Here is an 11,517-nt window from a genome sequence, read left to right as displayed (position 1 = left end):
GCGGAATACGGATCACCTTCCACCGTGGATCCATCTCGTGCAGCGCAAGAACGACCTTCTTGAAGGTCCCGTAATAGTGGCGCTGGGTCTCCACCGAGAGAACTGTCGGGTGCGTGGTATCCCTACCTTTCAGATACGTTAGAAAGGACTCGCCGAGATCCATTGGAGTGTCGTCTGGGCCGCTTATCTTTACCCCTTTTACGGTTAGGTACTGCACCAGGCCACTCACGATGTTGTTAGCTGAAGAGGATCTAGTCGTCTCCCTGCTGTTCTTGTTAGCTCGGCAGAACGCCTCGGCGAAGAGCGGTGCCGCTGCACCTATGCCCTTCCACCGGCTGAGATTAACGATGTTGTCGCGCAGGTCTCCGGCGCGCCTGAACGCGACTTCTAGGCGACCAGCGCTCTCGCGGACATCCCATTTCTTTGTGTTGCCTACCTTTTCCTCAACTACTACGGCGTGCCGCAGCTGGGCGGATCTTCTTCCTGCCACGTAACGCTCCAATCCGTGTTCAATCTGATTTGATAAGGTGAGTCGGTCACATGCGAGGAGTAGTGCGTATGCTGGCCGTGGAGCCGTGTGAGCTCCAACTCGTCAGGCCTCGACGCCGATTCGCATAAAGGGTTGACCTTCAAGGTGCAGTCTGATCGATTCCCTGGTTTCGCTCTCGAATGCGTTCGCGCTTCGCAGGTAGATGGACTCAGTCGTATCCCTGAGACTGTGTCCCAGTACCGACTGAACATACTTGATCGCATCCATGTCACCGTTTGCGCGCTTCTCCATGTACGTGTACAAGGCGAAGGTGTGTCGAAGGGCGTGAATGGTTATTCGCTCGCGCTGCGTGGATTCGTAGCGAGCCAGGTCACGCTCTTTGGAGAGCCGTTTGAGCAGCCTGTCCTTGGCCTGGGCGAAATGCCGGTCGAAGATCTGCGGGGTTATCGGATTGCCCGCATGCTTGCGGTTGTTTGCGTCGAGGACGAATAGGACGCCGTGATCCTCGAGCTTGTGGTATCCCAGTCGGAGGTCAACGAGGCGCTGCCGAACACCTTTGGCATAGCGCTTCAACGCGTTGAGTAGCCAGACTGGAACGGGAACATTGCGCTTCTTGTTACCTTTCCCGAGCACGGGGATGGCGACTGCAGTGAGAGGATCGCGCCCTTCCGTACGGGCCTGAAGGATGGTTTTCGCTTTGAGATCGCACACTTCCGCCCGCCTCAGTCCTGCTTGATAGCAAAGCTCAGCCATCAATCGCTGCGCCGTGGTTGCGTATGCCAGTTCAACCAGACCGTTTCGCTCGAGCACAGGGTTTGGACCTAGTTCGTCAAGAATACCGACGACGGTCTCGGGATGGAGCGCAGTGATGAGTTCGTCAGCGTCGTTCAGCCCGGGAAGGTCGACGCCAACGTCGAGAACTTGAACAGTTCCTCGCTTCGTCTGCTTGCTCAGCAGCGCTGGTGCCTTCCTCAGGTATCCCCGTTTCACGCAGAATGCGATTAGCTTGGTCACGGTCGACCATCTTCGATGAATAGTCGCGGCGGCGAGCTTATCCAAGGTCACCGCAGAGTCCAGGTCAGTCAAGGTGTCCGCATAGGATCTGAGGAGATCCTCATCTACGTCGGAAACGAGCTTTTTTCTTGCGTCAAGAAAGTGATGGAAGTCGGTGAGGTCAGCCGCGATAGCTGCGGTTGTGTTCTTGCTGCAGGCAAGCTTTGGCTTTGGACCGATCGTTAGATGGGCATCTGCAAAGAATTCAAAAGCGGGCTGAACGATCGTTCCATCAGACCTGCTGACCAAAAAGCAGAAGCCTTCGGGTAAGGGTACGCCTTGCGCACACTTGATTCCTGTCGCTTCCGAAGCGATTGCACGTGCGGTGCATATTTCGACGTCATAGACCATGGCGCCGAAAGCTATCAGGTATACGGAAAGTTTTTTTTGCTGTGAGCCTTACGGTACGTTAACAACTGAAATGAGAATCATGCCTACTTTTTACTTCCATTGATTCATATATTTACGCGTGATCGTGACCCTACTGGTACGCTCGGTGTGAAGGAAGACCTGCTCGCTGGTACGGGGGAAGTGCGCAACAGAGAGGTGGGTTCGTTCGTCGCGCAGGCTAGATTTGCTCCTTCAGTACCAATGTTGGTGTCCGCTTGGCGCGGCAATCGGTAGCGCGCGGTCAATGGCTACCCAAGGCTGGCAGTGAGTTGACATCATCAATCGGGAGACGCCGCGGTTGCTACTGCGCGTTCTTTAGGGAAGCGTGTTGGCTGGGCAGTGGGTACGCCTGGAGCTACCGATTCAATTGCTGCCGGCAAAGGTAAGGTTGCCGCAACGCCACTGCACCACTTTTGATTGCTGGCAACCTTTGGTTGGCCGTCTCCGGGTTCTCCGGAGCGACGCTATCAAAGAGTTTCTCGAGTGCTGCCCGCGTGCTGATCCCTAACTGTGCCGAATGTGCGAGAGGACGGCCGCTGCATACGCGCTCTTTCAACGAGCCATCGAGACAACGCGCTGCTCAGCCATGATCGGCGATCATGTGGCCAAGGTCGGATGCACTCTGCAGTTCAATGATGCGATCGGTCAGGCGTTCAGCTGCGATCTGCAACCCGTCATCGTCTGACGAGTACGGGGAGCCGAACAGCGGGATCTCGACCCACAGTCTCTCCTGCCCATCATGCACATAGGGGCCATGGTCATCCAAGAGAAGGGCTTCACCCACGTGGGGGGAGACATAGGAAAGATCCTTTGTCCTTCCAGACCAGTGGATGTATCGAAGCTCGACAAACCATGCCGGAACACTGCCTTCCCTAGCCAGGAGTCCGGCAATTCTTCTTGCAAGTGCCTCGGGAACCGTAGTGAACAGTACAAGTTCCTCGAACTGCGATCGGACATCCTCTAGGAACCGGTGAAGCCCAGGGCGAGGAATCTGACTGACTGCGTTGGAGATGAGCGTGCCTTCGAGGTCCAGTGCCAGGATGGTTGGCTTCATTGGGAGTTCCTGTCTAAGCTTCTAAGCCTGAGTAAACGCATCGGTAGGTAGCTATCCATGGCGTGGGTCACAGGGTACCGGTTCGGGCTACGCCCCTCTGAAACTTTGCCCAACCACTTCACTTCCGTTGGATTGCTTCTGAGACCTCTACGGCCCAACGCGAGGTGTGGATGATCCTGGTCTCCTGCAGCTGCTCTTGAAGGATCTGGCGTTTGGTGAGCTGAGACACCGCCTCCCACTCGTTCCTGAAGATGTAAGTGGCATTGCCTGACTCGGGACTCTCGAACACGTATCGATTCCTTCCCGTGAACCCAAAAACGATGTACTCACTGAAACCGCCTAATCCGACTGCCATGAAGTCGGGCTCGTGACGAGTGATGGTCCGGATGCGCTGCTTAGCGACTGCGCGGTCGCTGTCGGTCAACTGCTTCAGATAACTATCCAATACCTGCATCGCTCTATCGAACGGGAACTTCCCCGGAGGGAGAATGCGCCAGTTGATCTTCTCGACCCTGACCGGCACCGCGAGGTCCGGGTCAACGATTTCGAAGTGTTGGAAGCATTCCAGGTAGATGTTGAGGAGGTTTGCAATGCTCTCTTCTGGCTCCGTCCGGTCAATGATCCTAGTAGCCATTGCGATACCACTGTCTGTATCTACAGCAGTGAGGAATTCACCAGGTGGTGCAACGTATTCCCTGGGATAGGTCTCATAGGATCTTGTCTGAGTACCGTGGTGAGTGTGTCCGTGCCAGTCCTTCCACGAGGTATTGATTGATCGAGACTTGGTGACCATCGGAAGGTCCTTTCGGATGATCTCTTTGCCTCGGGCATTGAATAACGTCGCGGGTCCTTCGGCGCTTGGCACAATGGAAGCGCCTGCGAGCGGAAGGTCGTCGAATCCCAGCATCGCCGCTTGGTGTTCTGTGAGTGGGCCGCTAAGAATGCGAAACTGTGGCAGCCGCTCAATCGTGCTTCGGTAGACTGATAAACCTCTCACTTGCTTGGGCATACGCTGGTCCTTTTCATGAGGAAGCGGGATAACCAAATATGTTTGGAAAGCCGTCTAAGCTTGCTGCGGAGGAGATGCTATTTCCTTTTCGGGGAGATGCTATCAGTACTCAGAAACCTAGGACGCTCTGTCCCTGTAGGCGCCGCTCGGACTGCATCCATAGCTTTGTACTGATGCTAGCCTCGTTTTCCGTTCGGCTAGAAAAGTTGCCCCTGTGGCGACTTGTCTTGGGGAGGTTGAAAAAGATGAGTGGCCAGCGCTGGCAGCCTAGTGAAACCGAGTTCACGATGCTTCTTTTCAAAGCGCTTCCGGATCAAGTCCGCTACAGGGCCAGTTCCGGACATCCTGGTGCCAAAGCTGGCGTCATACTCCTTTCCACCATGCATCTGTCGCATCAAGCTAAGCACGTGCGCAGCGCGGTCCGGATAGTGCAGCTCGAGCCATTCTCTCCAAATGTCCTTAATCTCGTTGGGTAGCCTGAGAAGCACGTAGCCTGCTGCCCGAGCGCCGTGTTCGTGAGCAGCCTCAAGGATGGCTTCTAGGTCATGGTCGGTGATCATGGGAATGACCGGCGCGATCAAAACCCCTACCGGTACTCCTGCCTCGTGCAGCTGATTCATTGCTCGCAGCCTTGCGTGGGGAGCAGCAGCTCGTGGTTCCAGTTTTGCAGATAGCTTCCTGTCGAGCGTGGTGACCGAGAAGTAGACCGTAACCAACCGATCCTTGGCCATCGACGCCAGCAGTTCGACGTCCCTGGTGATCAAGGCACTCTTGGTGACGAAGCTCACCGGATGCTTGGCATCAGCAAGCACCTCAAGGCATTGGCGTGTAATTTGGTAATTCCTTTCAATCGGCTGATAGCCGTCTGTGTTTATCCCCAACGCAATCGGGGTGCACTTGTAGTTCGACTTGCTAATTTCTGCTCTGAGGCGCTCCGGGGCATTTGTCTTTGCAAACAGGCGCGTCTCGAAGTCTAAGCCTGGTGAAAGGCTCAAGTAGGAGTGAGAAGGGCGAGCAAAACAGTAAACACAGCCATGCTCGCAGCCGCGGTACGGGTTGACCGACGCGCTAAAGCCAACGTCAGGGGATGAGTTGTGGCTGATCACTGTGCGCGCTCGCTCTTCCTGCACCTGAGTTCTCAGCGGTGGCGCGTCTTCCATCTCCTGGTAGACCGACTCCCAGCCGTCGTCGACTCCCACTGTTGCAGTGGTATCGAAACGGCTTGGGACACGCGATGCGGCCCCTCTGCCTTTGAGGGGAACTTGGGCCTTTCGAGCATCCTGTTCCATGGCGACAACTTGGGAAGGTCGGGCCGTTAGTATTATTGCTAACCACAGGCGCCGCAACACCGTGAAATTCAGCTAGCTGTAGGCCATACGGTCGTTTGGCGAGTAGGTTCTGCCCAGGCTTATCCACAGCTTCGGCTGGCAAGGCCTTTATCAGCTGCGTTGGCCATGGAGCGCTTTGGCTTCCGCCAAGAAGATCTGCATCAATGCCCGCGATCGACGTGTTGCTGCAGGCAGTGGAATGCCCAACTGTGCGCAGAGCGAAGTCGCATATGCCATCTGTGCACCCGTGGGCGGCTTGATGTCCCAATCCGTTAGCTGGGGGATGAGCTTTGAGAGCTCTTCTGCCAGGCGGTACTCAAAGCCTCTTGCTTGCCCTTCCTCTTCTTGCATTCGACGCATCTGCATAGCGACCTGCTCCCTGCCCATGGGAGAAAAGGGAAGCTCAAGAGTGAACTCCAGTTCCGGACATACGAGGTAAAAGTTCATGGGAGATGCAATTAGTACTTATAAGTAGACTACCTTTAGAGGCGTAGTCTTTAAAGTACTGGAACCACAAGCTGCTTCGTATGGTCGAGCATACGAACCAAGCGAAACTTGCAGATGTGATCCGCGCGCATCGCATTGATCTGGGTGTCAGCCAAGAAGCCTTTGCTGACCACATCCAGATGCACCGCGCCTACTACAGCAAGATCGAGCGTGGCGAAAAGAACCTCACTCTCGCTACCTTGGAGCGAGTTGCTAAAGGCATGGGTACCTCGATGTCGGCCCTGCTGCGCGCCGCAGGGCTCTAACACTCTTTGCAGACCACGAAGGTTGGCCAACCTCTCCAGGATGGGCGTGTTTGGCCGGCACTGCGCGGGGGATTGTGCCGATAGCAATGTGTTTACTGATTATTCTCTAACCTGTTGATCTATATGGATTTATCTAGTGAACAATCAGGGGGTATTGATACAACACTCACAACCGCGATACGGATTCACCGACTGGCTGAAGCCGACGTCTGGCGAAGTGTTGCGGGTGATGATGCTGCGCGCGGTCTCGGCGCGCACCTCGGTGCGCAGGCGCGGCGCGAGGAACTCCTCGCTCTCATCGACCGCCCAGCCGTCGTCCACCGCCTCGCTGACGGTGCTTTCGAAGCGCCCAGCAAGGTGGGACGTGGAACCTCGGCCCTTGATCGCAATACCCATTGCGGCAGCGTACGCCGGGGCTGTCTCAATGGCTGCGACGGCCGTCTGAAGGGTTCAGGGCAAGTCTGAGCCGAGCGTGGGCTCGGCTCTACAGTGGATACGGGTACCTTGTAGAGCCGAGCCCATGCTCGGCTGCATCCATCGGTCAGAGCAGGGCCAGATAGCCCCGCACGGTGGCATCCAGCCCGTCATACAGTGCCTCGCCGATCAGCGCATGGCCAATCGACACCTCCAGCACGTCCGGCACGTGGGCCAGGAAGTCGCGGAGGTTGTCCTGTGACAGGTCATGGCCGGCATTCACTCCCAGCCCCACTGCCTGCGCCCGCCGCGCCGCAGTGGCGAACAGTTCGAGCATTGCCGCAGCGTCGCCCGCCGCATGCGCCTCTGCGTAGGGGCCGGTGTACAGCTCGATGCGGTCGGCACCGACCTCGGCGGCCTCCTCCAGCAACGGGTTGCCCGCATCAACGAACAGGCTGACCCGGCAACCCATCGCCTTCAGTTCGGCAATCAGCGGGCGCAGCCGCTCGGCATCCCGCTCGAAGTCGAAACCATGATCGGAGGTGATCTGGCCGTCCCCGTCAGGCACCAGGGTGGCCTGCGCCGGGCGGGTCTGCGCGCACAGCGGCAGCAGGCCGGGGTAACCCTCGCGCGGCGGCGCGAACGGGTTGCCTTCGATGTTGAACTCGACGCCACGTGCGCGGGTCAGTGTGGACAGCGCAAGCACGTCCTCGGCGGTGATGTGGCGGCGGTCCGGCCGCGGATGCACGGTGATGCCATGCGCGCCGGCATCCAGGCAGGCCTGGGCCGCGCGCACCACGTCCGGTTCGGCACCGCCGCGCGAATTGCGCAGGACGGCGATCTTGTTGACGTTGACGCTGAGCTGGGTCATGGAACGGAACTACTTGGAATGAGGGGACGGATCGCTGCCGTTGGCGTCATCGTTGCGGCGCGCCTGGGCCTGCTCGCGCAGGCGGCGCAGTTCCTCGGCATCGATCAGGGTGGCCGGGTCGCGCTGCAGGTCGCCGAAACGGGCCACGTAACGACCGCGTACCCAGGCCAGCAGGAAGGCGAGCGCCGCCAGCAAGCACAGGGTCATCAACCCTGCGCTTGGGGTCTTCAGCGCGAAGGCAAAGCAGCCCAGCGCCAGCAGCAGGTACAACCAGTACATAGTCGGGCTCCCCGGATGATCGCCGCAGTGTAGCGCTGCGTCAGAGCAGCGGCGAGGCCAGCCGGGCGAAGGCCTCGGGCAGGCGGTGCAGCCACAGCGAGCGCCCGGCCTGGTCATGCACCCGCGTGGCGCGATCGAATTCACCCTGCAGCAGCTCGGCCAGGGCCGCCACGCGGTCCCGGTCGCTGATCATCATCGACAGCTCGAAGTTCAGGCGGAAGCTGCGGTGGTCGAAGTTGGCACTGCCGACAATGCAGACGTCGTCGTCGGCGATGAACGCCTTGGTGTGCAGCATCCGCGGGCCGTACTCGTAGATCTTCACGCCGGCATGCAACAGCTCGTCGAAGTACGAGCGCGCGGCCTGGGTGACGAACCACGAATCGCTCATTTTCGGTACCAGCAGGCGCACGTCCAGGCCGCCCAGCGCGGCCGAAGTCAGCGCCATCCGCGCCGCTTCACCCGGCACGAAATAGGGCGTCACCAGCCACACCCGCTCGTGCGCTTCCTGGATGGCGGCGACGTGCAGCCGGTGGATCGTCTCCCAGCCCGAATCCGGGCCGGACACCAGTACCTGCGCGTTGATCGCGCCATCCCCGCGCAGCGGCATATCGGCCGGCCACAAGCGGGCGATATCCATCCGCGAGGGTTCCTGGCCACTGGCGTAGAGCCAGTCCTCGGCGAACACCAGCTGCAGACTGCGCACCACATGACCGCGGATGCGCATGTGCAGGTCGCGATAGGCGTCGGGCCTGTGGCTTTCGTCTTCCTCGTCGGTGATGTTGATGCCGCCAGTGAAGGCCAGGCGGCCATCGACAATCACCAGCTTGCGGTGCGTGCGCAGGTTCAGCCACGGGCGCTTGAACGGTTTCAGCAGCTGCCGTGGGTGGAACCAGATCGCTTCACCGCCGGCCTCGAGCAGGGGCTGCAGGAAACGGCGGGGCAGGGCGGATGAGCCCACCGCATCCAGCAGCAGGCGCACCTGCACACCGGCACGTGCGCGCTCGACCAGGGCATCGCGCAGGGCGGTGCCTGCGTGATCCGGATTGAAGATGTAGTACTCCAGATGGATGTGATCGTGCGCCTGTGCAACGGCTTCCAGCAAGGCCGCGTAGGTCGCCGCACCGTCCACCAGCCAGGTCACTTCGGTGGCACTGCTTGGGGCCAGTCCGGTCGTGGCCTGGGCCACCTTGGCCAGTTCGGTGCAGTCCGAATCGGGCGGGCAGACATCGCTGTAGTGCTCCATGCCCGAGCGTGCACGGCCACGACGCAGCCGTTGCCGTTTCACCTTCTGCGGGCCCAGCAGGTAGTAGATGAAGAGCCCGAGATAGGGGAGCAGTGCCAACGAAAGGATCCAGCTCAGCGTGGCCACCGGCTCGCGCTTCTGCAGCATGATCCAGCCCGCCAGCGCGAACAGGTACAGCAGGTAAGCCACCGCCAGGATCGTGCCGAGGTGGGCGATACCGTCGAGCCAATGGCGCAGGGAATCGAAGAGGGCAAGCATGCGCCGATCATAGCGGGCGCGTGCTCCCTGATGGGGTCAGATCCCTTTTCCTGCCAAATAAGGTTCTGACCCCGACTGCATCCCACACAAAAAAAAACGCCCCTGTCTCCAGGGGCGTCTGCAGTCGCGTCATGACTGTTGTGTTGCGGTGTCGCGTTTACTGCTGCACAAAACCGATCTTCTTCATCTGAGCGTTCTTCGCGGCGGCCAGAACCTTGGCCATCACGTCGTACTCGGAATCCGGGCTGGCGTCGATGCGCAGTTCCGGCTGGTTGGTCGGGTCACGCTGGACCTCCTGCTCCATCCGCTGCTGCAGCTCGCTGGTATTGATCGGGCTGTTGTTCCACGAGACCTGGTTGCTGGCGTCGATCTTCAGTTCGATCGGCGGCGGCGGTTCGACCAGCTGCGGCGGTGGGTTGAGCACGCGCTGCGGCAGGTCCACGGCGATCGGGTACGTCATGATCGGCGCGGTCACGATGAAGATGATCAGCAGAACCAGCATCACGTCCACGAGGGGCGTGACGTTGATGTCTGCCATGGGGCCCTTGCCACCACCACTACTGAATGCCATGGCTTATTGCCCCTTTTCTTTGGTCGCAACGAAGCCGACGTCCAGCATGCCCTGTTCCTGCGCGACCTTGGTCAGGTCGTTGATGACGCGCATCTTGGTGGTGCGGTCACCACGCAGGTTCAGCGGCGGCTGCGGGGTCTGCTGTGCGGCGGTCGCCAAGCGGGACTCGAGAGTCTGCTTGTTGATTTCTTCGTCGTTCCAGTAGATCGAGCCGTCTTCCTTGACTGCCAGCGTGATCGGGTTGGGACGCTTTTCAGCATCTTCCGGCTTCTGGATCAGGTTGGCTTCCGGCAGATCCACCTTGACCTTGTGGGACATCAGGGGCGCCGTGATGATGAAGATGATCAGCAGCACCAGCATCACGTCCACGAGGGGCGTAACGTTGATGTCGGCCATGGGGCCGCCGCTGTTACCACTACTGAAAGCCATAACGGGCTCCGTCTAGATCTTGGTGACTACTTACTTCGTCGCTGGGTGACGCGCGCCGCAATTAGCGGACGCGCGAACCGGTGGCGAAGAAGTCGTGCAGGTCGTGCGCGAAGGTATCGAACTTGCTGATGGTCGCGCTGTTGATCTTGCTGAAGAAGTTGAAGGCGAACACGGCCGGGATTGCGACGAACAGACCGATCGCGGTCATGATCAGCGCTTCACCCACCGGGCCGGCAACGGCGTCGATCGAAGCGGAGCCGGTGGCACCGATCTTGATCAGCGCGCCGTAGATGCCCCACACGGTCCCCAGCAGACCGACGAACGGAGCGGTCGCGCCGACGGTGGCCAGCAGGGTCATGCCCGACTGCAGCTTGTTGCTTTCGCGGGTGACGGCCTGACGCAGAGCGCGGTCGACGAACTCCGAACGGCTCAGGTTCTCACCGACGCCGCCGGTAGCACCGCCTTCAGCGCGCTGGTGGTGGGCAGCTGCCTGGGCAGCGTCCAGGGCGATCTTCGAGAACGGCTCCGAAGCCGGCTGCTCTTCCATCGCACGGATGGCGTCCTGCGCGTTCGGGGTGTCCCAGAACAGGCTGACGACGCGATCAGCGGCGCTCTTCAGGCGGGTGGCACGGAAGATGTTGATGACGGTCCAGTACCAGGACATGGCCGACATGGCGATCAGGGTCAGCAGCACGACCCAGGAAACCGCGAAATCACCCGGCTTGGTGGTCATTTCGTGGATCAGGTGCTCGAAGCCCATCTGCGACAGGGCGTTGGACGGATTGCCCCCGGCAGCAGCGGCGATGAAAATTTCCTGCAGCATGACGCTTACCTTTGTTGTGTGTGGTGATAAAGGGTGTAGCTAAGCTAAACAATCGAACCGGGAGCGGGGGTGGCCAGGCGGCCACCCGGGCGCATCAGTTCAGCGCAAAGTTGACCGGGACGCGAACGCGACCTGCCGTCTTCTTACCGCCTGCTTCAGCGGCGTTGAAGCGCCACTTGCGAGCCGCTTCCATCGCAGCACGGTCCAGGTCGCGGTTACGGCTGGACTTTTCCACCGTGACATTGGTGACGTTGCCGCTGGCATCGACATCAATGATCAGGATCACTTCGCCCTGGATACCTGCGCGGAAGGCTGCCGGCGGGTAGCGCGGCGGATTCATGGCCTTCGACGAGATGTCCACGCTGGCCTCGATCGAGGTCGGCGGTGCCGGCGGCGCCGGAGGCGACGGCGGGGTGACGATATCGTTCGGGCGCGGCTCCGGCACGTCGACAACCGGCGCCTGCGGCGGCGGCGGTACGGGCGACGGCTTCGGCGGCGACAGATTCTTCACCGGCGGTGGCGGAGTATCCTGCGGCGGCGGCGGCGGCGGCGG

13 protein-coding genes and 2 pseudogenes are annotated in these 11,517 nt (G+C 59.9%); 1 reads left to right on the top strand and 14 read right to left on the bottom strand.

The window, feature by feature from the left end; translation table 11 throughout:
* The 6 genes and pseudogenes from AB839_RS20395 to AB839_RS20370 all read right to left on the bottom strand — a co-directional run.
* Positions 1-502, bottom strand: a pseudogene (locus AB839_RS20395) (hypothetical protein); the annotation flags it as partial.
* Positions 503-592: 90 nt separating this feature from the next.
* Positions 593-1,894, bottom strand: coding sequence for a tyrosine-type recombinase/integrase (locus AB839_RS20390; RefSeq protein WP_012478638.1), 1,302 nt, complete (start codon positions 1,892-1,894; stop codon positions 593-595).
* Positions 1,895-2,513: 619 nt separating this feature from the next.
* Complete coding sequence (locus tag AB839_RS20385; protein WP_021204601.1) at positions 2,514-2,987, bottom strand: NIF family HAD-type phosphatase; 474 nt, start codon at positions 2,985-2,987, stop codon at positions 2,514-2,516.
* 118 nt (positions 2,988-3,105) lie between these two features.
* Positions 3,106-3,780 carry a hypothetical protein gene (locus tag AB839_RS20380; RefSeq protein ID WP_229298499.1) on the bottom strand — a complete coding sequence of 225 codons (675 nt, stop codon included), beginning with the start codon at positions 3,778-3,780 and terminating at the stop codon, positions 3,106-3,108.
* Positions 3,781-4,193: 413 nt separating this feature from the next.
* Complete coding sequence (locus AB839_RS20375) at positions 4,194-5,285, bottom strand: PA0069 family radical SAM protein (protein ID WP_021204599.1); 1,092 nt, start codon at positions 5,283-5,285, stop codon at positions 4,194-4,196.
* Positions 5,286-5,435: 150 nt separating this feature from the next.
* The gene (locus tag AB839_RS20370) at positions 5,436-5,771 is read right to left on the bottom strand and encodes a hypothetical protein (protein WP_012478634.1); all 336 of its coding nucleotides are present in this window, start codon (positions 5,769-5,771) and stop codon (positions 5,436-5,438) included.
* Positions 5,772-5,851: 80 nt separating this feature from the next.
* Here AB839_RS20370 and AB839_RS20365 point away from each other — a divergent pair, with 80 nt between their 5' ends.
* The gene (locus tag AB839_RS20365; RefSeq protein ID WP_012478633.1) at positions 5,852-6,076 is read left to right on the top strand and encodes a helix-turn-helix transcriptional regulator; all 225 of its coding nucleotides are present in this window, start codon (positions 5,852-5,854) and stop codon (positions 6,074-6,076) included.
* 165 nt (positions 6,077-6,241) lie between these two features.
* Here AB839_RS20365 and AB839_RS20360 read toward each other — a convergent pair.
* From AB839_RS20360 to AB839_RS20325, 8 genes and pseudogenes are all read right to left on the bottom strand, one after another.
* Positions 6,242-6,472, bottom strand: a pseudogene (locus tag AB839_RS20360) (radical SAM protein); the annotation flags it as partial.
* A 145-nt stretch (positions 6,473-6,617) separates the two neighbouring features.
* Positions 6,618-7,361 (bottom strand): pyridoxine 5'-phosphate synthase, encoded by a 744-nt coding sequence (locus AB839_RS20355; RefSeq protein WP_061480715.1) that lies wholly within the window; start codon positions 7,359-7,361, stop codon positions 6,618-6,620.
* Positions 7,362-7,370: 9 nt separating this feature from the next.
* Positions 7,371-7,640, bottom strand: a complete 270-nt coding sequence (locus AB839_RS20350; protein ID WP_061480714.1) for a hypothetical protein — start codon at positions 7,638-7,640, stop codon at positions 7,371-7,373.
* Between the two features lie 40 nt (positions 7,641-7,680).
* The gene (cls, locus tag AB839_RS20345) at positions 7,681-9,141 is read right to left on the bottom strand and encodes a cardiolipin synthase (RefSeq protein ID WP_061480713.1); all 1,461 of its coding nucleotides are present in this window, start codon (positions 9,139-9,141) and stop codon (positions 7,681-7,683) included.
* 157 nt (positions 9,142-9,298) lie between these two features.
* Entirely contained in the window at positions 9,299-9,712 is a 414-nt protein-coding gene (locus AB839_RS20340; protein WP_005411740.1) for a biopolymer transporter ExbD, read from the bottom strand.
* A gap of 3 nt (positions 9,713-9,715) precedes the next feature.
* Entirely contained in the window at positions 9,716-10,141 is a 426-nt protein-coding gene (locus AB839_RS20335; protein ID WP_005421196.1) for a biopolymer transporter ExbD, read from the bottom strand.
* A gap of 61 nt (positions 10,142-10,202) precedes the next feature.
* A complete protein-coding gene (exbB, locus tag AB839_RS20330) occupies positions 10,203-10,964 on the bottom strand; it encodes a TonB-system energizer ExbB (protein WP_005411738.1) in 762 nt (253 codons plus the stop codon).
* A 94-nt stretch (positions 10,965-11,058) separates the two neighbouring features.
* Positions 11,059-11,517, bottom strand: a 459-nt coding sequence (locus AB839_RS20325; protein WP_061480712.1) for an energy transducer TonB, incomplete at its 5' end; no start/stop codon positions are given.

The organism is Stenotrophomonas sp. DDT-1, from assembly GCF_001580555.1.
Lineage (GTDB): Bacteria > Pseudomonadota > Gammaproteobacteria > Xanthomonadales > Xanthomonadaceae > Stenotrophomonas > Stenotrophomonas sepilia.
Note: the sequence above shows the minus strand (reverse complement) of the source record. Positions and strands in the feature narration are given on the sequence as shown.